The organism is Pseudomonas sp. GW821-FHT07F01 (genome assembly GCF_059418825.1).
In genome coordinates, this window is record NZ_JBWKQO010000003.1 from 360375 (window position 1) to 380513 (window position 20139).

The 20139-nt window shown below is 63.1% G+C and carries 23 protein-coding genes; 12 read left to right on the plus strand and 11 right to left on the minus strand.

What is annotated here, in order from left to right; genetic code table 11:
- The first annotated feature begins 76 nt into the window (after positions 1–76).
- Positions 77–400: a dormancy-specific transcriptional regulator SutA gene (gene sutA, locus AC07R1_RS12200; protein ID WP_007926654.1), complete on the plus strand. Its 324-nt coding sequence runs from the start codon at positions 77–79 to the stop codon at positions 398–400.
- A 126-nt stretch (positions 401–526) separates the two neighbouring features.
- On the opposite strand, the gene AC07R1_RS12205 is transcribed toward sutA, so the two are convergent.
- The 6 genes from AC07R1_RS12205 to lptM are packed head-to-tail and all read right to left on the minus strand — an operon-like array spanning position 527 to position 5119.
- Entirely contained in the window at positions 527–1231 is a 705-nt protein-coding gene (locus AC07R1_RS12205; protein WP_015637455.1) for an HAD family hydrolase, read from the minus strand.
- Positions 1231–2127: a tyrosine recombinase XerC gene (xerC, locus tag AC07R1_RS12210; protein WP_011064188.1), complete on the minus strand. Its 897-nt coding sequence runs from the start codon at positions 2125–2127 to the stop codon at positions 1231–1233. The genes AC07R1_RS12205 and xerC overlap by 1 nt, the downstream gene beginning before the upstream one ends.
- 2 nt (positions 2128–2129) lie before the next feature.
- Positions 2130–2855: a DUF484 family protein gene (locus AC07R1_RS12215; protein ID WP_011064187.1), complete on the minus strand. Its 726-nt coding sequence runs from the start codon at positions 2853–2855 to the stop codon at positions 2130–2132.
- A 13-nt stretch (positions 2856–2868) separates the two neighbouring features.
- Positions 2869–3699 carry a diaminopimelate epimerase gene (gene dapF, locus AC07R1_RS12220; protein WP_011064186.1) on the minus strand — a complete coding sequence of 277 codons (831 nt, stop codon included), beginning with the start codon at positions 3697–3699 and terminating at the stop codon, positions 2869–2871.
- A 4-nt stretch (positions 3700–3703) separates the two neighbouring features.
- Entirely contained in the window at positions 3704–4951 is a 1248-nt protein-coding gene (gene lysA / locus AC07R1_RS12225) for a diaminopimelate decarboxylase (RefSeq protein WP_210672056.1), read from the minus strand.
- 9 nt (positions 4952–4960) lie between these two features.
- On the minus strand, positions 4961–5119 hold the full coding sequence (gene lptM / locus AC07R1_RS12230; protein WP_011064184.1) for an LPS translocon maturation chaperone LptM: 159 nt from the start codon (positions 5117–5119) through the stop codon (positions 4961–4963).
- Positions 5120–5358: 239 nt separating this feature from the next.
- Between lptM and cyaY the strand changes: the two genes are divergently transcribed.
- The 3 genes from cyaY to rnk all read left to right on the plus strand — a co-directional run bounded on the left by cyaY (position 5359) and on the right by rnk (position 6485).
- Entirely contained in the window at positions 5359–5691 is a 333-nt protein-coding gene (cyaY, locus tag AC07R1_RS12235) for an iron donor protein CyaY (RefSeq protein WP_011064183.1), read from the plus strand.
- Positions 5692–5695: 4 nt separating this feature from the next.
- Positions 5696–5929, plus strand: a complete 234-nt coding sequence (locus AC07R1_RS12240) for a DUF1289 domain-containing protein (protein WP_015637452.1) — start codon at positions 5696–5698, stop codon at positions 5927–5929.
- A gap of 142 nt (positions 5930–6071) precedes the next feature.
- Positions 6072–6485 carry a nucleoside diphosphate kinase regulator gene (gene rnk, locus AC07R1_RS12245; RefSeq protein WP_011064182.1) on the plus strand — a complete coding sequence of 138 codons (414 nt, stop codon included), beginning with the start codon at positions 6072–6074 and terminating at the stop codon, positions 6483–6485.
- A gap of 7 nt (positions 6486–6492) precedes the next feature.
- Here the strand turns inward: rnk and AC07R1_RS12250 are convergent, their stop codons facing one another.
- The 3 genes from AC07R1_RS12250 to AC07R1_RS12260 form a co-directional block, all read right to left on the minus strand.
- Entirely contained in the window at positions 6493–9339 is a 2847-nt protein-coding gene (locus AC07R1_RS12250; protein WP_495110562.1) for a class I adenylate cyclase, read from the minus strand.
- A gap of 169 nt (positions 9340–9508) precedes the next feature.
- Complete coding sequence (locus tag AC07R1_RS12255; RefSeq protein WP_011064180.1) at positions 9509–9754, minus strand: TIGR02647 family protein; 246 nt, start codon at positions 9752–9754, stop codon at positions 9509–9511.
- A gap of 194 nt (positions 9755–9948) precedes the next feature.
- The gene (locus tag AC07R1_RS12260; protein WP_011064179.1) at positions 9949–10233 is read right to left on the minus strand and encodes a hypothetical protein; all 285 of its coding nucleotides are present in this window, start codon (positions 10231–10233) and stop codon (positions 9949–9951) included.
- Positions 10234–10358: 125 nt separating this feature from the next.
- On the opposite strand from AC07R1_RS12260, the gene AC07R1_RS12265 reads away from it, so the two are divergent.
- Positions 10359–11006: a glutathione S-transferase gene (locus tag AC07R1_RS12265; protein WP_011064178.1), complete on the plus strand. Its 648-nt coding sequence runs from the start codon at positions 10359–10361 to the stop codon at positions 11004–11006.
- Between the two features lie 51 nt (positions 11007–11057).
- On the opposite strand, the gene argH is transcribed toward AC07R1_RS12265, so the two are convergent.
- Positions 11058–12452 (minus strand): argininosuccinate lyase, encoded by a 1395-nt coding sequence (gene argH, locus AC07R1_RS12270; RefSeq protein ID WP_041120368.1) that lies wholly within the window; start codon positions 12450–12452, stop codon positions 11058–11060.
- Positions 12453–13078: 626 nt separating this feature from the next.
- Here argH and AC07R1_RS12275 point away from each other — a divergent pair.
- From AC07R1_RS12275 to AC07R1_RS12305, 7 genes are all read left to right on the plus strand, one after another.
- Entirely contained in the window at positions 13079–13825 is a 747-nt protein-coding gene (locus tag AC07R1_RS12275) for a LytR/AlgR family response regulator transcription factor (RefSeq protein WP_072451848.1), read from the plus strand.
- 126 nt (positions 13826–13951) lie between these two features.
- Positions 13952–14893, plus strand: coding sequence for a hydroxymethylbilane synthase (gene hemC / locus AC07R1_RS12280; RefSeq protein ID WP_495110563.1), 942 nt, complete (start codon positions 13952–13954; stop codon positions 14891–14893).
- Positions 14890–15657, plus strand: a complete 768-nt coding sequence (locus AC07R1_RS12285; RefSeq protein WP_011064174.1) for a uroporphyrinogen-III synthase — start codon at positions 14890–14892, stop codon at positions 15655–15657. The genes hemC and AC07R1_RS12285 overlap by 4 nt, the downstream gene beginning before the upstream one ends.
- Positions 15658–15674: 17 nt before the next feature.
- The gene (locus tag AC07R1_RS12290; RefSeq protein WP_011064173.1) at positions 15675–16814 is read left to right on the plus strand and encodes a uroporphyrinogen-III C-methyltransferase; all 1140 of its coding nucleotides are present in this window, start codon (positions 15675–15677) and stop codon (positions 16812–16814) included.
- On the plus strand, positions 16811–18049 hold the full coding sequence (locus tag AC07R1_RS12295) for a heme biosynthesis protein HemY (RefSeq protein ID WP_065365044.1): 1239 nt from the start codon (positions 16811–16813) through the stop codon (positions 18047–18049). The genes AC07R1_RS12290 and AC07R1_RS12295 overlap by 4 nt, the downstream gene beginning before the upstream one ends.
- Positions 18050–18202: 153 nt before the next feature.
- Complete coding sequence (locus AC07R1_RS12300; RefSeq protein WP_053160388.1) at positions 18203–18724, plus strand: disulfide bond formation protein B; 522 nt, start codon at positions 18203–18205, stop codon at positions 18722–18724.
- A gap of 207 nt (positions 18725–18931) precedes the next feature.
- Complete coding sequence (locus tag AC07R1_RS12305; protein ID WP_011064170.1) at positions 18932–19390, plus strand: Rsd/AlgQ family anti-sigma factor; 459 nt, start codon at positions 18932–18934, stop codon at positions 19388–19390.
- A 60-nt stretch (positions 19391–19450) separates the two neighbouring features.
- On the opposite strand, the gene AC07R1_RS12310 is transcribed toward AC07R1_RS12305, so the two are convergent.
- Complete coding sequence (locus AC07R1_RS12310; protein ID WP_015637447.1) at positions 19451–20116, minus strand: FKBP-type peptidyl-prolyl cis-trans isomerase; 666 nt, start codon at positions 20114–20116, stop codon at positions 19451–19453.
- Between the last annotated feature and the right edge of the window lie 23 nt (positions 20117–20139).

The window sequence follows — 20139 nt, forward strand, 5'->3', positions numbered from 1 at the left end:
TTTTTTCCAGCGGCCTTCGACAGTCGGCACAGCTGGGCTATAACTAATCTGCTTTTCGCAAGTCATGAGGTAGAACATGAGCGACGATGATCTGGAAAACGACGACCTCGAAGTAGGTGACGAAGACGAAACCGAAGAAGGTCTTGAAGCGGCTGCCGACGATGTGGCGGAAGACGATGGCAGTGATGTTCCTGCTCCAACCGCCAAAGGCAAGGCCAAGGCTGCCGTCTCGGTAGACGAGCTGCCGAGTGTAGAAGCCAAGAACAAGGAGCGTGATGCACTGGCGCGTGCCATGGAAGAGTTCCTGGCCCGTGGCGGCAAAGTGCAGGAAGTCGAGGCCAACGTGGTCGCCGATCCGCCCAAGAAGCCTGATAACAAGTACGGCAGCCGGCCTATCTGAGCCTTGCACCTTGCTTGCTGAAAAAGCCCGCCGTCGCTGCGGGCTTTTTCATGGGCACCCTTCTCGGAAACGGCCCCGAGCGCCGGCGCTTGCTGTAGGAGCGAGCTTGCTCGCGAAAGCGCCGGTTCAGGCGCCGCGATGCCAGCGGGCAAGCAGCCCGGGTAGTTCAATCAGGCTGCGGATCTCGGCGTCTGGAGCGCGTTCGGCTTCCCAGGTCTTGCCGTTGGGATTGAACCAGATCGCACGCAGCCCTGCCTGCTGTGCGCCGGCAATGTCATCCCCCGGGTGGTCGCCGATATGCACGGCGGTGTCGGCAGTCGCTTCGCCACGCTGCAAGGCTTCGTGGAACAGCCGGGCGTCGGGCTTGGCGATGCCGATGTCCTCGGCGCACAGCGCGAACTTGAAATAGTCCGCCAGGCCCAGGCGGCGCACGTCGGCGTTGCCGTTGGTGACCACGCCAAGGGCGAAGTGATTGGCCAGGGCTTCCAGGGTCGGCTGGACTTCTGGAAAGATCTCCAGCTGATGCCGGGCATGCAGGAAAACTTCAAAACTCTGGTCGGCCAACTGGTTGGCCTGGGCATGGTCATACCCGGCTTCTTCCAGGGCATGAAACAGCACCTGGCGGCGCAGGGCGCTGATCCTGTGCTTGAGGTTCGGCTGGGCGAGCAGCACCCGCTCGCGAATGGCCCACAGATGCTCCACCGGCACGCCTCCGAGATTCGGTGCGTGTTCGGTCAGCCACTGGCGCAGGGTGGCTTCGGCACTGACGATGACCGGGGCGGTATCCCACAGGGTATCGTCGAGGTCGAAGGTGATCAGCTTGATGGTCATTACTCACCGCCTTTGTTGCGTTTGGCCCGTGGGTGGGCGCTGTCGTAGACCGCCGCCAGGTGCTGGAAGTCCAGGTGGGTGTAGATCTGCGTGGTCTTGATGTCCGAATGCCCCAGCAGTTCCTGCACGGCGCGCAGGTCCTGGGAGGATTCCAGCAAATGGCTGGCAAAGGAATGGCGCAGCATGTGCGGGTGCAGGTTCTGCCCCAGTTCGCGCTCGCCGGCGGCCTTGACCCGCAGCTGGATGGCCCGCGGCCCCAGGCGCCGGCCCTTCTGGCTGACGAACAGGGCACCATCAGGCGGGTTGCTCAGGGCGCGCAGGGGGAGCCATTGCTCCAGGGCTGACCGAGCCTTCTTGCCCACCGGCAGGACCCGGGTCTTGCTGCCCTTGCCATGGACCTGCACCAGGCCGTCCGCCAGGTCCAGCTGATCGAGGTTGAGGCTGGTCAGTTCGGAAAGGCGCAGGCCGCAGGAGTAGAAAAGTTCGAGAATCGCCTGGTCGCGGTGGGCCAGGAAGTCGTCTTCCACGGCGCCATCGAGCAACTGCAGGGTGCGGTCGGTGTCCAGGGTCTTGGGCAGGCGTCGTTCGCCCTTGGGCGGCGCCAGGCCGTTGGCCGGGTCGTGAGTGCACAAGCCTTCGCGGTTCAGGTAGTGGTAGAGCCCGCGTACCGCTGACAGCAGGCGCGCCAGGCTGCGGGACGACTGGCCCTGCTGGTGCAGGCGGGCAATCAGGCTGCGCAGGCCCTGGATGTCCAGGTCGGTCCAGCTGCGCACCTGCATTTTCTCGCAGAACCCCAGCACCTTCTCGAGGTCGCGCCGGTAGGCTTGCAGGGTGTGGGGCGACACCTGGCGCTCACTGCGCAGATGCGCGCAGTAGGCGTCCAGCTGTTGTTGCATGGTCAGCGTACCGAGCGCAGCGAGTGGGTGAAGCGCGGCAGAACGCGGCCGGTGACTTCGGCGATGTAGTTGAGGAACAGGGTGCCCACCGAGCTCTTGTAGTGCTGCGGATCACGGCTGGCTATCGCGAGTACGCCATGCATGCCCTGATGTGCCAGGGCCACCACAGCGGTAGAACCGATCTGTTTGCGCTGCTCTTCGCCGAAAAGGAAATCCAGCTCGTGTTCGCGCAGGCTGCCGCTGACGCTCTTGCCTTCGGACAACAGGCCGCCGATGGCGCCCTGGGCTTCGGCGGCGGAGACCCAGCGACCCACCGGCATGGCGCTGTCGCTGAACAGGATCAGGCTGACGAAGGGCACCTGGAAATCCTGGCGCAGGCTGTCTTCGACGCTCATCACCACTTCTTCCAGGCTGGTGGCGTCCATCAGCGCGAGGATCAGGCGGCGGGTCTTGTCGAACAGCCGGTCGTTGTCCCGGGCCACGTCCATCAGCTGCGACAGGCGATGGCGCATCTCGATGTTGCGCTCGCGCAGGATCTTCATCTGCCGCTCCACCAGCGATACGGTGTCGCCGCGCTGATGGGGAATGCGCAAGGCCGGGAGCAGTTCATCGTGGTCGACGAAGAAGTCCGGGTGGGCCTCCAGGTAGGCGGCGACGGCTGCCGCCTCCAGGTTTTCGGACGGTGATTGGTCGGGCGTTTCGGCAGGAACCTGCGGCTGATCAGTCATGGATTTCGCTCACTTAAAGACGCACCTGTCCTTCGTATACGCGCACTGCCGGGCCGGTCATCATCACCGGTTGGCCAGGGCCTGCCCATTCAATGGACAGGCGCCCGCCCGGCAGGTCGATCAATAGGGGCGAATCCATCCACCCCTGGCTGATCGCGGCCACAGCAGCAGCGCAGGCGCCGGTGCCGCAGGCCTGGGTTTCCCCGGCGCCGCGTTCCCAGACCCGCAGTTGCGCGCGCTGGCGGTCCAGGACCTGGAGAAAACCGACGTTGACCCGCGCCGGGAAGCGCGGGTGGTGTTCGATCTTCGGACCCAGCTCGTGCACCGGCGCGCTGTTGATGTCATCCACCCGCAACACGGCGTGGGGGTTGCCCATGGACACCGCGGCCAACTGCACCTGGCGGCCATCGACGTCCAGGGTGTAGCTGTCGGCCTGGGCCGGGGCCTGGAACGGAATGTCCGCCGGTACCAGGCGCGGCGCGCCCATGTTGACGCTGATCTGGCCGTCGTTGCGGATATCCAGCTCGATCACGCCGCTCTTGGTCTCGACGCGGATCTGGCGCTTGGTGGTCAGGCGCTTGTCCAGCACGAAGCGGGCAAAGCAGCGTGCACCATTGCCGCACTGTTCCACTTCGGAGCCGTCGGAGTTGAAGATCCGGTAGCGGAAATCCACATCCGGGTTGCTCGGGGCCTCGACGATCAGCAACTGATCGAAGCCAATCCCGGTATTGCGATCACCCCATTGTTTGGCGTGCTTGGGCAGAATATGCGCGTGCTGGCTGACCAGGTCGAGAACCATGAAGTCATTGCCCAGGCCGTGCATCTTGGTAAAACGCAGCAGCATGGTCTTACTCCGGCAGCAGGCTTTCGCCAGCGAATAACTCGGCTACCGTCTCGCGGCGACGTACTTCAACAGCCTGGTCACCATCGACCAGTACTTCTGCGGCACGGCCGCGGGTGTTGTAGTTCGAGCTCATGACGAAACCATAGGCACCAGCGGAATGCACCGCCAGCAGGTCACCCTCGGCCAGGGCCAGGGTGCGTTCCTTGGCGAGGAAGTCGCCAGTTTCACAGATCGGGCCGACGATGTCGTAGGTACGGGGTTCGGCATCTCGCGGGCGCACGGCGCTGACATCCATCCAGGCCTGGTACAGCGCCGGGCGGATCAGGTCGTTCATGGCGCCGTCGACGATGGCGAAATCCTTGTGTTCGGTGTGCTTGAGGTATTCGACCCGGGTCAGCAGGGCGCCGGCGTTGGCCACGATGAAGCGGCCCGGTTCGAATACCAGGGCCAGGTCGCGACCGTCCAGGCGCTCGCGCACGGCCTTGACGTAGTCGGCGGCCAGCGGTGGCTCTTCGTCGCGATAGCGCACGCCCAGGCCGCCACCCAGATCGATGTGGCGCAGGTAGATGCCGCATTCACCGAGGCGGTCCACCAGGTCCAGCAGGCGGTCGAGGGCGTCGATGAAGGGTTCCAGGGTGGTCAGTTGCGAGCCGATATGGCAGTCGACACCGACGATTTCCAGGTTCGGCAGCTGCGCGGCGCGGATGTACACGTCCTCGGCGGTGGCAATGTCGATGCCGAACTTGTTTTCCTTGAGCCCGGTAGAGATATACGGGTGGGTACCGGCATCCACGTCCGGATTGACCCGCAGCGAGACCGGTGCACGAACGCCCAGCTCGGCCGCTACCAGCTGCAGGCGCTCCAGCTCTTCGGCGGACTCGACGTTGAAGCAGTGGACGCCGACTTCCAGGGCACGACGCATGTCGTCACGGGTCTTGCCAACACCGGAGAAGACAATCTTGTCGGCTTGCCCGCCCGCAGCCAGGACCCGCTCCAGCTCGCCCCGGGAGACGATATCGAAACCGGCGCCCAGGCGCGCCAGGACATTCAGTACGCCCAGGTTGGAGTTGGCTTTTACCGCGAAGCAGACCAGGTGCGGCATGCCGGCCAGGGCCTGGGCATAGGCCTGGTACTGGGCTTCGATGTGCGCACGGGAATAGACGTAGGTGGGCGTACCGAAACGTTCGGCAATGGCGGACAGGGCTACGCCTTCCGCGAACAGCTCCCCGTCGCGGTAGTTAAAAGCGTCCATGGTTTGCCCTTAGTAGGTGTCGTGCTTGTGCGACTGCGATTGCGACTTCGCCTGCTCTTCAGGGGATTTGCTGTCATCAGGCAGGTACAGCGGGCCTTTCTGGCCGCAGGCGGTAACGAGGCAAGCAACCGCGACGAGCGCAGCAAGGGAAGAGATCAGGCGCTTCATGGCGAAATCCTTGAGAATGCGTAAATTGCGCCCGAGTATACCGGCCACCCGGCAGCTTGCCTATGCAGCGTAACTCCCGTCCAGCGGGCCTTTGCCAAGGCCCGGCCGGTGGCTTTGGTCGGGCGGTCGTGCAATGGGCGTCGCATTTATTTCCTCGTTCGGTATCCTTTGCATTCGCCGGGGAGCGCCCGTATCTTGCGGCGCTTGAGCGTGAGTAGACACTTTTCGAGGTTCCCGCAATGAGTTTGACCGAAGCCCGTTTTCACGACCTGGTGGATGCCACCCAGCAGACGCTGGAGGATATTTTCGATGAGAGCGACCTGGACATCGACCTGGAAAGCTCGGCCGGGGTGCTCACCGTCAAGTTCGACAACGGCAGCCAGGTGATCTTCAGTCGCCAGGAGCCTTTGCGCCAACTCTGGCTGGCCGCGCGTTCGGGTGGTTTCCACTTCGACTACGACGAGGAAAGCGAGCGCTGGATGTGCGACAAGAGCGAAGAGCAGTTGGGGGAAATGCTGGAACGCATTGTCCTGGAGCAGGCCGACATCAAGCTTGAGTTCGAAGGGCTCTGATACCGTGACCCAGCCCGCCCCGGCCCGACCGCCCAAGCCGCTCTACAGCAACGTCAGCCCGGCGGTGAGTTCACCGTGCATCAGCCTTTGTCGCCTCGATGAGGAGAAGGTCTGTCGCGGCTGTTTTCGCCATGTGGAGGACATCCGTGAATGGCGTTCGGCCGATGATCAGCGCCGGCGAGTGATCTGCGCCCAGGCGCTGCAGCGCAAACAGAGTGCGGCGGCAGGCGAGATTTAGCTTCGTACTCGTACGGTTTGTTTATTCAGTGTGCTGTGATAGTGTCCAGCTTCGCCTCGCTACATCGAGGCCGGTGAGAACCCCGTCTTATTTGGCGGGGTTTTGCTTTTTTGTGCAGAAAAAATAGGAGTCAGCCAGGATCATGAGTACTGCACCATCCATCATCCTTACCCGCCTTGACGTGCAACGTCTGGAGCGCCTGATCGACAGTCTGGACGACTCGCTGCCAGGTGTCATTGCACTGCAAACCGAGTTGGATCGTGCCGAAACGCTGGTGGGTCACGATGAAGTACCGGCCGGTGTCGTAACCATGAATTCGCGTGTGCATTGCCGTGAAGAAAGCAGCGGCAAGGACTACCACCTGACCCTGGTGTATCCACAGGACGCCAACGCCGACGAAGGCAAGATTTCCATCCTGGCACCGGTGGGCAGCGCTCTGCTGGGCCTGCAGGTAGGCCAGTACATCGACTGGCCGGCTCCGGGTGGCAAGACCTTGAAGCTGACCCTGCTGGAAGTTGAATACCAGCCGGAAGCCGCAGGCGACTACCACCTCTGATCCTTGGCTAGACCTGCTCGAGCGCGTCGTTCAGTGCGCGCTCCAGGCTGGCCTTGTAGCGCAGATACAGGATGCTCGGGCTTTGCACGTCACCGAGCAGCCCTGAAAGATCCAGGTCAGTGATGTAGCAGCGATAGCGCTCTGTTTCATGGCGCTGCCCGACGATTTCCTGGGCCACCGCGGCGAACAGTTGATCGCCATATTCCAGATCGGAAAACTCCCGTTGATTGCAGTACAGCGAGACCTGCACCTGGCCCGGTGCGGCCTTGCCGATGATCGCCTGTACGTCATAGAAGGCTTTGTCCACCGGCGTCGGTGGGGCTGGCCGCGGCTCTACCCGACGTGCGCGGCCCGTGCCTGAGGGCAGAATCTGCAAGTAGAGTGTGTCCAAAGGTTTCTCGGGCTGGTTGCTGTCCATCGGCAGCAGCGCCTCGCGGCGGTAGAGAATCGACTGCAGGAAGCGCTGCAGGGGCACCAGCAGGCTGTGTTCGTCGTGATAGGGCAGGGTCTGCTGCCACAGCGCGTTGTACTCATCGAGCACGTAAAGCTCCGCGTACTCGTCGATGATCCGATAGAACACCTGGATGCAGTCCGGCTGGCCCATGGGCAGGATCAGCGCCAGGTCGTGGTCTTCCAGGGCCATCGGGTCAAGGTGCAGTGGGCTGTAGCGGCTCTGCTCCTGCCCCAGGTACTCCAGCAATGCGGCAGGGGTTGCCATGGCCTGGTGCCGAACCTGCCCGGGCACCAGTTCAAGCACGTGGTAGTGCTGCTGCACCTGGATCAGGTAGCGGTAGTTGAGCTGGCTGAGCAACAGGTTGTGCGCGGTTTCGAACAGTTCTTCCACCCGGCGGGCAATGAATTGCGCGCGGTTGTGACAGAAGCAGCGTACCCGCAGCCGCGGCTGCGTGCCGCTCGGCAGGTTGTTCAGGTAGTCCCGCAGGCAGTCGAGCAGCGCATGCTCGGCGTCGTAGCGGCCGACCATTACCTCGTTCCAGCTATTGAGGGTGACCTGATCCAGGGTCAGCACCAGATTCTCGCGTACCCCGGCATAGCTCAGGGAGTCGGTGCGCTCGGTGGTCATCAGAATGTTCAGGTCGCGGTGGTGCTTGAGGGGGTCGACTCCGACGTTCACCAGGATCAGCACCTCGCCGGGCACGGCGGCGTGCAGCAACTGTTCCTCGCTGACCGTCGTCAAAGGCAGTGGCACGGTCTGCTGCAGGCTGCCCAGCAGGTTGAACAGTTCGAATTCGCTCAGGTCGCTGCTGCCCGGATGCAGGGCCAGGCGGGTACTGCTGTCGATCACGCCGTTGCGATGGCACCAGGTAAGCAGCTCCAGCAGCTCGCGACTGCGCTTGATCGGGGCGAAATGCTCCCACTCCAGGGCGGTCAGGCTGCCGTTGTACAGTCCCCAATGGTTCTGTCCGGGTTCCTTCTTGTTCGGTGACTGCACCAGGGTCAGGGTGTCTTCAGCCAGGTCCGGGGCGATGCCGGGGTTGATGAACTCGATCTTCCCGGCCTTGCGCTCGAAGGCCGCGTACAGGCGCCGGCCCAGGACATTCAGGTCACGCTTGTTGATCAGGCTGGCGGCCTGCTCGGTGCGGGCGAACTGGGTCAGGAAGCGATAGCTGTAGTTGAGCTCGTTGACCAGGGCCCGGCGCTCGCTGCTGACCTGGCGCACCTTCCACTGGCTGCGGCTGTCCAGCAAGGCCAGTTGGCGTTGGTCCCAGCCCCATTCACTGGCCAGGCGCTCCAGTAGAGCGCGCTGCCAGTTCGGGCTGCGGGTGGCGTTGCCGACGGTAAGCTTGCGGTTGACCTTGAGGTACAGGCTGCGTCGTACCAGCTCCAGGCGCTCCGGCTCGCCGCGAGCCTTGAGGTATTCCTCGATGCGCCGGTAGACCACGATGTAGGGGTCCAGCTCATCCAGGTCCAGGCGGTTGGCAAACACCGCCTGCTTGAAGCGCAGGCTCAGGCACTGGACCTTGGGATGCTCGCTGGCATAGACCTCGATCAGCAGCAGCTTGAGTACGGACTTGTAGGGCGACTCGATGCCCTTGAACAGTTGCCACAGCCCGGCGCCGATGAACTCGCCGGGCGGAATGCGTGCCATGTGGCCCAGGTCGAGGTTTTCCTCGGCGGGGACAAAGCGCTTGGACAGCAGGGTGTCGATGTACTGTTCGTAACGGCGTTCTTCGTACACCGGTACTAGCCACCACAACGGCGTGCGCCCGGCCAGCCAGATCGCGGTGCGGTAGAACTCGTCCAGCAGCAGGTAGTGCTGGGTGGTGCCGCAGTCGTCCGAACTCAGCTGAGTGTCCCGCTCCCCGCGGACAAAGCGATTGGGGTCGATCAGGAAAAAATGAGCTTCAGCACCCTGGCCGGCCGCCCAGGTCTCCAGCAATTGGCACTTCTTCTGCAACTCGGCCAGCTCGTTTTCGCCCAGATCCGGCGCATGGCACACCCACACGTCCATGTCGCTCTGGTCTGCCTGGGCCAGGGTCCCCAGGCTGCCCATGAGAAACAGGCCATGAATCGGCCGTGGCGGGTTGCCGTGGCGCGGCTTGTAGGAAAACGATCGGGTCAGGCGCTGGGCTTCGGCCAGGGCCTGGGGGTCGGGTTCGTAGCAGGAAAGCCCCGCCGGGGTGGCTCCGGATACATAGCCGGGCAACAACGGGTGATTGACGTGAAAGAACAGCGGCAACAGGTTGAGGACCAACTGCTGGCGTGTCGACAGCCCTTCCATTGCCCGGGCCATGCGCCCTTCATTGAGCTTCAGGAAACGCGCGCGCAGTTGGCTGAGAACCTTGCGATCGATTCCTTCATCCAGATCGGGACGGATTTCATGGGTATGGGGCATTTCAAGCGGAGCTCGAACGTGGCGGTATTGAAGACGGCGAGCAGTTTACCGTCAGACAGGGCTCAGCCTTAAACTGATTTTATTTTTTGACGCCAGATTTCTAGCGTATTCAGAAGGAGGCGCCTACGGAATCCGACAGACGGGAACCCCGCAGGCCGATGCAGGTTGTTCAGGCGACTTCTTTGACGTTCAGGATGGTCAGCAGGCCCTGGGCATGTTCAGCGGCGTCCCGCCCGAGGCTGGTCAGATAGCCTCCATCGGGTTGGGTGATCAGTTCCTTGTCAAACAGGCGTTGGGCGGCGGCGATGGCAGAAGGGGCGGCGGTCTGATGGATTTTCAGGCCTTCCTGGGAGTTGTCCAGGTTGAAGAGTGCAAGGATTTCCAGTTCGGCAACCAACTCAGGGGTATACGACATAAGGACTCCAGACTTTCTAGGAATTAGAGGTCAGCGTTCTTAAGGTGAACGCAGAAAGGCGGCGTGTCCAGCGTTCGCTGAGGAGTTTTATCCCCGGGTGCAGCGGTATTTGGCCGCAGGGTGGTGGCAGTGTAGTCGGGGCGCGAGGCACGGGCGGGAAAGAGTGCCGGAGCCTGCGCTCCGGCAGCGCGGTGTCACTGCTTTTCGGGAGGCAGTTCCGGCAGGGCGCGAAGGGCGGCTTCGTACCATTGGGTGTCGAAGGCGCGGTCCTGTTCGAGGATGGCGTCGATCTCGATCGCCAGTACATGGGCCATCAGATTGAGGATTTCCTCGCGCTCGTAGCCCACCAGGGTGAGCTTGTTGAACGTGGCCTTGGCCGCTGGTGGGTTGTCGCTTTCGATCTGGTTCTCGATCGCTTCGATCAGGGTATTTTCGGCGAACTCTTCTTCGTCGGTGTCGATATCGGTTGGCTCGCTCATGGCAGGCTCCTCAAGGAAAGGTCGCCAGTTTACTCGTATTCAGCGGCTCGATGCTGCTGGCCAGAGTGGGATTAACCTTCTATAAAAAAAACCTGCCAACCCCTGCACGGCCTGGAGGCTACGGGATGTTCAAGCTCTATGGGTTCGCCATCAGCAACTACTACAACATGGTCAAGCTGGCCTTGCTGGAGAAGGGGCTGCCTTTCGAAGAGGTGCTGTTCTACGCCGGCCAGAGCCCCGAGGCGCTGGCTATCAGCCCTCGGGGCAAGGTTCCGGTACTGGAGGTGGAGCAGGGCTTCATCAGCGAAACCAGTGCGATTCTCGATTACCTGGAGCAGGTGCGGCCGGCGCCGGCGCTGCTGCCGAAGGACGCGTTCGAACGTGCCCAGGTGCTGGCACTGGCCAAGGAGATCGAACTGTACATCGAGCTGCCGGCCCGGGCCTGTTTCCCCGAAGCGTTCTTCGGCGCGACCCTGCCCGAGGCGATCAAGGAGAAGGCCGGGATCGAATTGCTACAAGGCTTTGCCGCATTGCGCCGGCATGCCCGGTTCGCCCCCTATGTAGCGGGCGCCAGCCTGAGTGTGGCGGACCTGTATTTTCAGTACAGCGTGAACCTTGCCCTGATAGTCGGGGACAAGTTGTTCGGAATCGATTTTTTGGCCGAGATGCCCGAGGCCCGGGCCTTGCTCGAGCGCCTGGAGCAGACCCCCAACGCCCGGCGCATCGCCGCTGACAAGGCGGCACTGATGGCCGCCAGAAGGTCAGGGCGCTAGGAACCTGCTCGCACCGGCAGAGGATGCCGGCGCGGGCAGGCTCGCAAGGGCTTAGCGGCTGGCCAGCAGGGCCTGGCCGCGGGCCACTGCCGCCCGGACCTGGGCCGGTGCGGTGCCGCCGATGTGGTTACGGGCATTCACCGAGCCTTCCAGGGTCAGCACGGCGAACACGTCCTGTTCGATCTGGTCGCTGAACTTGCGCAGCTCTTCCAGGCTCATTTCCGCCAGGTCCTTGCCGGTTTCCACGCCGTACTTCACCGCATGGCCGACGATTTCGTGACAGTCGCGGAACGGGAGGCCACGGCGTACCAGGTAGTCCGCCAGGTCGGTGGCGGTGGAAAAACCGCGCAGGGCCGCCTCGCGCATGATGGCGTGCTTGGGCTTGATGGCCGGGATCATATCGGCGAAGGCCCGCAGCGAATCGCGCAGGGTATCGGCGGCGTCGAACAGTGGTTCCTTGTCTTCCTGGTTGTCCTTGTTGTAGGCCAGGGGCTGGCCTTTCATCAGGGTCAATAGGCCCATCAGCGCACCGAATACCCGGCCGCTCTTGCCCCGTACCAGTTCCGGCACGTCGGGGTTTTTCTTTTGCGGCATGATCGAGCTGCCGGTGCAAAAGCGGTCCGGCAGGTCGATGAACTGGAATTGCGCGCTGGTCCACAGCACCAGCTCTTCGGAAAACCGCGACAGGTGCATCATCGCCACGCTGGCAGCGGCGCAGAATTCAATGGCGAAGTCCCGGTCCGAAACGCTGTCCAGGGAGTTGCCGCCCACGGCTTCGAAGCCCAGCAACTGGCAGGTCAGCTCGCGGTCGATCGGGTAGGTGGTGCCGGCCAGCGCGGCGCTGCCCAGGGGCATGCGGTTGGTGCGCTTGCGGCAGTCCACCAGGCGCTCGTAGTCACGGCTGAGCATCTCGAACCAGGCCAGCATGTGGTGGCCGAAGGTCACCGGTTGGGCGGTCTGCAAGTGGGTGAAGCCCGGCATGATGCTCTCGGCTTCACGCTCGGCCAGCTCCAGCAGGCCTTTTTGCAGGCGGGTGATTTCACCGAGGATCAGGTCGATCTCGTCCCGCAGCCACAGGCGGATGTCGGTGGCCACCTGGTCGTTGCGGCTGCGGCCGGTGTGCAGTTTCTTGCCGGTGATGCCGATGCGGTCGGTCAGGCGCGCTTCGATGTTCATGTGCACGTCTTCGAGGTCCACGCGCCAGTCGAAATGGCCAGCCTCGATCTCGCCCTGGATGGTCTTCAGGCCGTCGATGATGCTGTCGCGCTCGGCATCGGTGAGCACGCCGACCTTGGCCAGCATGGTGGCGTGGGCGATGGAGCCCATGATGTCATGGCGATACAGGCGCTGGTCGAAAGTGACAGAGGCGGTGAAGCGGGCGACGAAGGCGTCGACGGGTTCACTGAAGCGGCCGCCCCAGGACTGATTGGTCTTGTCAGTGCTCATGAATTCGCTCGTGATCTGCTGAAGGAAGATGGCGTGAAAAACAGGCGCCGATAATAACAGGGTTGCCCGGGCTGTCGCTGGCGCTGGTCGGCAGCTTTTTTCTGCGCCGGACACCTGGGCGGCTTGTCGCCGGCCTCGGGGGCGCAGAGACTGAGGTCGGCGCAGTCGTAGGTGCTTCTTGCGAGGTGAGCGCCTTGAGTGCGGAAGGTGATATCGGTCAAACGATATTTATCGATTGAGCAATATCGTCTTGGCAACCGTCTACAGTTGGACAGGAGGACCGGCACAATTGCGTAACACCCCTCGCGTGTTCGCAGTGGGCCCCTCCAGCAAGTTCACACCGCACAGGGCCAGGCAATCCGTCCACCAAACGAGACGGGTGCGGGCAGGGTGGGCGGCGACCACAATCACGAGGGGGGCTTTGTGTTGAATACCAGCATTCCCTGCGACGTCGTCGCGCATCAGCCGACCTTGAGCGGTATCGGGCAGGCACGGGCAAATATTGGTGCCCGACTTGCGGCACTTTTTGGCCTTCGCACTAGTCTTAGCGTGGATCGCGGTGACGGACGTCACTCCACCTGTCTACGCTATCCTTGTGCGAGACTCACGCAGGAATCCAGCGCAATATGAATGTCCTGATCGTTGATGACGAACCCCTAGCCCGCGAGCGCCTGAGCCGGATGGTCAGTGAGCTCGAGGGATACAGTGTCCTGGAGCCTAGCGCCACCAATGGCGAAGAGGCGTTGAGCCTGATCGACAGCCTGAAGCCGGATATCGTCTTGCTCGACGTCCGCATGCCAGGGCTGGACGGTCTGCAGGTCGCCGGCAAGCTGTGCGAGCGCGAGACGCCTCCGGCGCTGGTGTTCTGCGCTGCGCCGGACGAATTCGCCCTGGAGGCCTTCGAGGCCAGCGGCGTCGTCCACCTGGTCAAGCCAGTGCGCTCCGAGCTGTTGCTGGAGGCCTTGAAAAAGGCCGAAAAGCCCAACCGTGTACAACTGGCGGCACTGACCCGGCCCGCGGCCGAAAGCGGTAACGGCCCGCGCAGCCATATCAGCGCCCGTACGCGCAAAGGCATCGAGCTCATCCCACTGGCTCAGGTGGTGTATTTCATCGCCGACCATAAATACGTGACCCTGCGCCACGAGGGCGGCGAGGTGCTTCTGGATGAGCCCCTGAAGGCTCTGGAAGATGAATTCGGCGACCGCTTTGTGCGTATCCACCGCAATGCGCTGGTGGCCCGCGAGCGTATCGAGCGTCTGCAGCGCACACCGTTGGGGCACTTCCAGTTGTACCTCAAGGGCCTCAATGGCGATGCGCTGATTGTCAGCCGGCGGCATGTGGCGGGCGTGCGCAAGATGATGCAACAGCTCTAGGCCAGGGTTTGACCCCTGCAATGGGTGAAGCCTGGCGTCGGGAGGAGGCTAGGTTTCTGATACAAGTCAAAGCTGATTTGGTTGAGCTGTTATTATCTGCCGTATCTATTCAGTACGGATTGATCCATGTCCTCTCGCGAAATCCGCATCGCTACCCGCAAAAGTGCTCTGGCCTTGTGGCAGGCCGAATACGTCAAAGCCCGTCTGCAAGACGCCCATCCGGGTCTTGTCGTGACCCTGGTGCCCATGGTTAGCCGCGGCGACAAACTATTGGACTCGCCCTTGTCGAAAATCGGTGGCAAGGGTCTGTTCGTCAAGGAACTGGAAACCGCGCTGCTGGAAAACCAGGCCGATATCGCCGTGCACTCGATGAAAGACGTGCCCATGGACTTCCCGGAAGGCCTGGGTCTGTTCTGCATCTGCGAGCGCGAAGACCCGCGTGATGCCTTTGTTTCCAACACCTACGCCAGCCTCGACGAGTTGCCTGAAGGCAGCGTGGTGGGCACCTCCAGCCTGCGCCGTCAGGCTCAGTTACTGACCCGTCGCCCCGACCTGCAGATCCGTTTTCTGCGGGGCAACGTCAATACCCGTCTGGCCAAGCTGGACGCTGGCGAATACGACGCCATCATCCTCGCGGCCGCCGGTCTGATCCGCCTCGGATTCGAGGATCGCATCAGTTCCTCCATCAGTGTCGACGACAGCCTGCCCGCCGGTGGCCAGGGCGCCGTCGGCATCGAGTGCCGCAGTGCCGATACTGAAATCCACGCCTTGCTGGGCCCCCTGCATCACGCCGACACGGCCAGCCGGGTAACCGCCGAGCGCGCACTGAACAAGCACCTCAACGGTGGTTGCCAGGTGCCGATTGCCTGCTATGCGGTGCTGGAAGGCGAGCAGATCTGGTTGCGCGGCCTGGTGGGCGAGCCTAGCGGCGGCCTGCTGCTCAGCGCCGAAGCTCGTGGCCCTCGCGCATCGGCCGCCGAGCTGGGTGTGCAAGTGGCGGATGCCCTGCTGGCCCAGGGCGCCGATGACATTCTGCGCGCGGTCTACGGCGAGGCGGGCGAGGAGTGACTGGCTGGCGCCTGCTGCTGACCCGGCCGGCCGAGGACTGCGCCGCGCTGGCGGCGATCCTGGCGCAGTCCGAGATTTTGAGCAGCAGCCTGCCATTGCTGGAAATCCAGGCGTTGCCGGTCAGTGACTCGCAGCGGGCTACCCTGCTGGCATTCGACCAGTACTGTGCGGTGATTGTGGTCAGCAAGCCGGCGGCGCATCTTGGCCTGGAGCTGTTGCGCCAGTATTGGCCGCAACCACCAGACCAGGCCTGGTTCACCGTAGGCGCCGCTACCGCGCAGATCCTTGCGGATGCCGGCTTGCCAGTGGCCTATCCCCAGCAGGGCGATGACAGTGAAGCCTTGCTTGAACTTCCCCAATTGCGCGAGGCTATCCGCCGGCCTGATCCACGGGTGTTGATCGTGCGCGGGGAGGGGGGGCGCGAGCTGCTCTCTGAGCGCTTGCGCGCCCTAGGTGCTAGTGTCGATTATCTGGAACTCTACCGCCGCTGCCTGCCGCACTACGCCGAAGGCGCGTTGCTCCAGCGGATTGAAGTGGAACGCTTGAACGGGCTGGTGGTCAGCAGTGGACAAGGTTTCAGCCACTTGCGGCAGCTGGCGGGGCCCGCCTGGCCGCAACTGGCGAAGATGCCGTTGTTTGTTCCAAGCCCCCGGGTCGCCGACATGGCGCACGCCGCAGGGGCGGAAAAAGTTGTGGATTGTCGCGGCGCCAGTGCCGCGGCTTTGCTAACGGCGTTACGGGAGCAACCCGTGCCCGTTCTCTAAACGCAAAGGATGGATACGTGAGCGAAACAGCCTTGCCTAAAGATGAAGCCCAGCCGGTGCCCGAGACACCTGCTGAACCCACGAAACCAACCGTTGAGCGTCGTGGCAACGGGTTGGCAATTCTGGCCCTGCTGCTGGGGGCGGCGGGCGTCGCCGTTGGTGGCTGGGGGATCTGGCAGGTGCGCCACCTGCAAGCCAATAACCAGCAGCAGTTCAGTCAGTTGCAGGCCCTGGGGGATCAGGCCCAGAGTCTCAAGCTCAGCGAACAGCGCTTGAGCGAACGCCTGGAACAACTGCCCGCGGCCGATGAGCTGGAAGACCGGCGGCGTCTGGTGGCCCAGTTGCAGGGTGACCAGCAGCGCCTGAACCAGCGCCTGGAAACAGTACTGGGCGCCAGCCGCAAGGACTGGCGCCTGGCGGAAGCCGAGCACCTGTTGCGCCTGGCCAGCCTGCGTCTTTCGGCGCTGCAGGACATCAGCAGCGCTAGGGCCCTGGTCCAGGGCGCCGACGATATCCTGCGGGAACAAAACGATCCGGGAGCCTTCGCAGCCCGCGAGCAGTTGGCCAAGAGTCTGGCGGCCCTGCGCAGCACCGAGCAGCCGGACCGCACCGGGCTGTTCCTGCAACTGGGGGCTTTGCGTGACCAGGTGCTGGAACTGAGCGCCGTGGCTCCGGAGTACAAGGACCGCGGTGAATCGCTGCTCGGCCTGACAGCCGATGGTGACGGCGCCAGCCGCTGGGCCCAGTGGTGGGATCAGATCTCGCGCTATTTCCGCATCGACTTCAACGCCGACAAGAACATCCGTCCCTTGCTGGCCGGTCAGGGCCTGACCCAAGTGCGCCTGGCCCTGAGCCTGGCGCTGGAGCAGGCGCAGTGGGCTGCCCTGAACGGCCAGGCCGCGGTCTATACCCAGGCGTTGACCGAAGCCCGCGACGTGCTCACCGGCAACTTCAATCAGGACAACCCGCAAAGCAAGATCATGCTCGAGCGCCTGGCCGAGCTGAGCAAGCAGCCGGTGACGGTCGTCACCCCGGACCTGGCCAAGACCTTGAGTACGGTCCAGGCCTACCTGGAGCGGCGTAACCTGAATGTCGAAGAGTCGGTCAAGCCTCTGGCCAAACCTGCGGCGAACAACGCCCAGGAGACGAGCCCATGAAGCGTACCTATGTGATCGTCCTGCTGGTCATTGCGGCCATCGGCCTGCTGGGTCTGGCCATTGCCGAGCATCCCGGGTACGTACTGATCGCCTACAGCAACTTCCGTTACGAATCGAGCCTGTGGGCAACCCTGGCCCTGGTGGCGCTGGTCTGGCTGGTGGTCTGGGGCATCAAGCTGCTGATCGAGTTGGTGATGGTGTCCGGTGGTGTAGTCAATCCCTGGTCACGGCGCAATCGCAGCCGCCGGGTGCAGATCGCCATCGAGCAGGGCCAGATGGACCTCGCCGAAGGGCGCTGGGCCAGCGCGCAAAAGCACCTGCAGCGTGCCGCCGAGGCCGAGCGCCAGCCGCTGCTCTACTACCTCGGCGCTGCCCGGGCGGCCAACGAGCAGGGCCACTATGAAGAATGCGACCGGTTGCTGGAGCGGGCGCTGACCCGCCAGCCCCAGGCAGAGCTGGCCGTGGCCCTGAGCCACGCCCAACTGCAGACGGATCGCGGCGATACCGAGGGAGCCCTGAGCACCCTGCAGGCCATGCATGAGCGCCATCCCCATAGTGTCCAGGTGCTGCGCCAGTTGCAGCGCCTGCATCAGCAGCGTGGCGACTGGTCGGCCCTGATCCGTCTGTTGCCCGAGTTGCGCAAGGACAAGGCGCTGCCGGCCAGCGAACTGCAGGAACTGGAACGTCGGGCCTGGGGTGAAAACCTGTCCCTGGCCGCGCGTCATGAAGAAGATGAGGTTGCCGGCCTGCAATCTCTCAATCGTGCCTGGCAACAGTTGACCTCGGCACAGCGCCAGGAGCCGCAGTTGGTGCTGGCCTATGCCGAACAACTGCGTCAACTGGGCGCGGGGGCCGAGGCGGAAGAGGCCCTGCGCACGGCAATCAAGCGTAAGTACGAAAGCCACCTGGCACGGCTCTATGGCCTGGTGCGTGGCAGCGATCCGTCGCGCCAGTTGCAGACCGCCGAGCACTGGCTGAAGGAGCATGCGGACGATCCGAGCCTGCTGCTGACCCTGGGCCGCCTGTGCCTGCAGAACAGCTTGTGGGGCAAGGCCCGGGACTATCTGGAAAGCAGCCTGCGCTTGCAACGCAACCCCGAAGCCTGTGCGGAACTGGCGCGCCTGCTGGCTCAACTGGGGGATACCGAACGCAGTAACCAGCTGTTCCAGGAAGGTCTGGGCATGCTCGATGAGCGCCTGCTGGCCTCACCGCTGCCGGTCCCGGTGCGGGCCTGAGGTGTCCCGGGGCCGGTTGCCTGTTTCAGGCAACCGGCCCTTTTGCTGCTGTACCTGCGGCGCTGTTGTCGATCGGTTGCGACATAGCGCTTCTTGAAAGCAGCGAGCGCTTTCTCTACCGTGGCTGCCTGTTTCTCCCGTTACGGATATCTCATGTCGCTGGCCGGCTCCCGCTTGCTGTTCTCCCTGGTGTTCCTGGTGGGGGCTTTGGCCTCGTGGGCGGCGTTCAACCTGCAAACGGGTGGCGGCCTCGAGTCCTGTTCGCTGTGGGGCGTGCAGCGCCTGCTGTTGCTGGCATTGGGTGGGGTCAATCTGCTGGCCGTGATCCAGGGGCCAGGGCGCGTGGGGCGGGCGGTCTACTGGGGGCTCAACCTGCTGTTGGGCCTGCTGGGGGTGGTCACCGCGGGACGCCATGTGCTGTTGCAGAACATTCCTTCCGAACAGTTGCTGGCCTGCCTGCCGGACATGTCCTTCATGCTCCGCCAGTTGTCCTGGTGGCAGGCGTTGAAGCTGACTTTCATGGGCACCTCCGATTGCGCTGAGGTCACCTGGACCCTGCTGGACATGAGCTTGCCGGAGTGGAGCCTGCTGTTTTTCGTGATCATGCTGATCTTTAGCGGCTACCGCCTGTGGCGTCAGCTACGGGGCGCGCGCAAGGCCGTGGCGTTGCCCTGAGTCAGTGTTTGGCAGGAGGGCGGGGATTAAACGCTTGTATGAACTTTATCTCCTGCGTACCTTGATGCTGTAGTCGAGCGGGCATAATCTGGCCCGCACCTGTCACTGGAATTATGTTGCTCGATGCTGTTGTGCCTGACCGGATCCAGAGTCTCCAGAAAGGAGCGGCGGGCAAGCGGCATGACCCATAAGGGAAGAGAGATCACCATGCTCGAAAGTTGTCAGAATGCTCAGGAACGCTGGGGTGGAGTGCATCTGCTGATCGACCGCTGGTTGCAGGAGCGTCACGAACTGGTTCGAGCCTATGATGCGTTGGGCGCGGAGCCCGAGGCACTGAGTGAGAGCAAGAAGCCGCTGCAGGAATTCTGCGGGATCCTGGTGGACTACGTCTCCGCCGGCCATTTTGAAATCTACGAACAGCTGACCAGCGAAGCCAAGGCGTTTGGCGACAAGCGCGGGCTGGAGTTGGCCGACACCCTCTACCCACGCATCGACGTGATCACCGAAAAGCTCCTGGCGTTCAATGACCTGTGCGACGCCGGCCAGTGCGTGGCGCAGAAGTTCAAGGAACTCGGTGGCCTGCTGCATGAACGCTTCGAGCTGGAAGACTGCCTGATCGAAGTGCTGCACAACGCCCACAAGCAGGAAGCTGTGGCTCAGGCCTGAGCACAGGAACCTACCAGGAAAAACGGCACGCCTCGGCGTGCCGTTTTTCGTTGTGGTGCTTCAGCCAGCGACACCGAGCAATTCGATGTCGAACACCAGTGGGGTGTAGGGCGCGATCAGGTCCCCGGCGCCTTCGGTGCCATAGGCCTGGTTCGACGGGATTACCAGGCGCCACCGGGCTCCAGTGGGCATCTGCGACAGTGCGCTACGCCAGCCGGCGATCACGCTGTCGAGGCGGAACCATTGCGGCTGCTGGGTCTGATCGAACACGGTGCCGTCTGGCAGGCGCCCGGTGTAGCGCACCTGGACCGAGCCGTTGGGGCTGGCCTTGTTGCCGCTGCCAGGGCTCAACTCGGTCAGCAGGATGCCGTCTGCCAGTTGGCGGACCCCGGGCTTGGCCTTTTCTTCATCGAGAAAGCGCTGTTCGTTTTTCAGCGCGATCTCTGTCTGAGACTTGGCCGACTGTTCGCTGATCTGTGCGTCGTGCTCGGCAAGGATCTGTTCGATGCGTTCGCTTTTCAGCGCCAGAGGCTTGCCTTGATAGGCGGCCCTCAAGCCTTCGACCAGGGCCTGGATCTGCAGGTCGGGCACCTCATCGCGCAGGCGCTCACCGAGGCTTGCCCCCAGGCTGTAGGCAAGATCGTGAGCGTTGTTGGATGGTGCTTCGGCAGCCGCCTGAGCCAGTGGCAAGAACAGGCTCAAGGATAAAAACAGGTAACGCGACATGGGCACTCTCCGGCCTGAGTTGC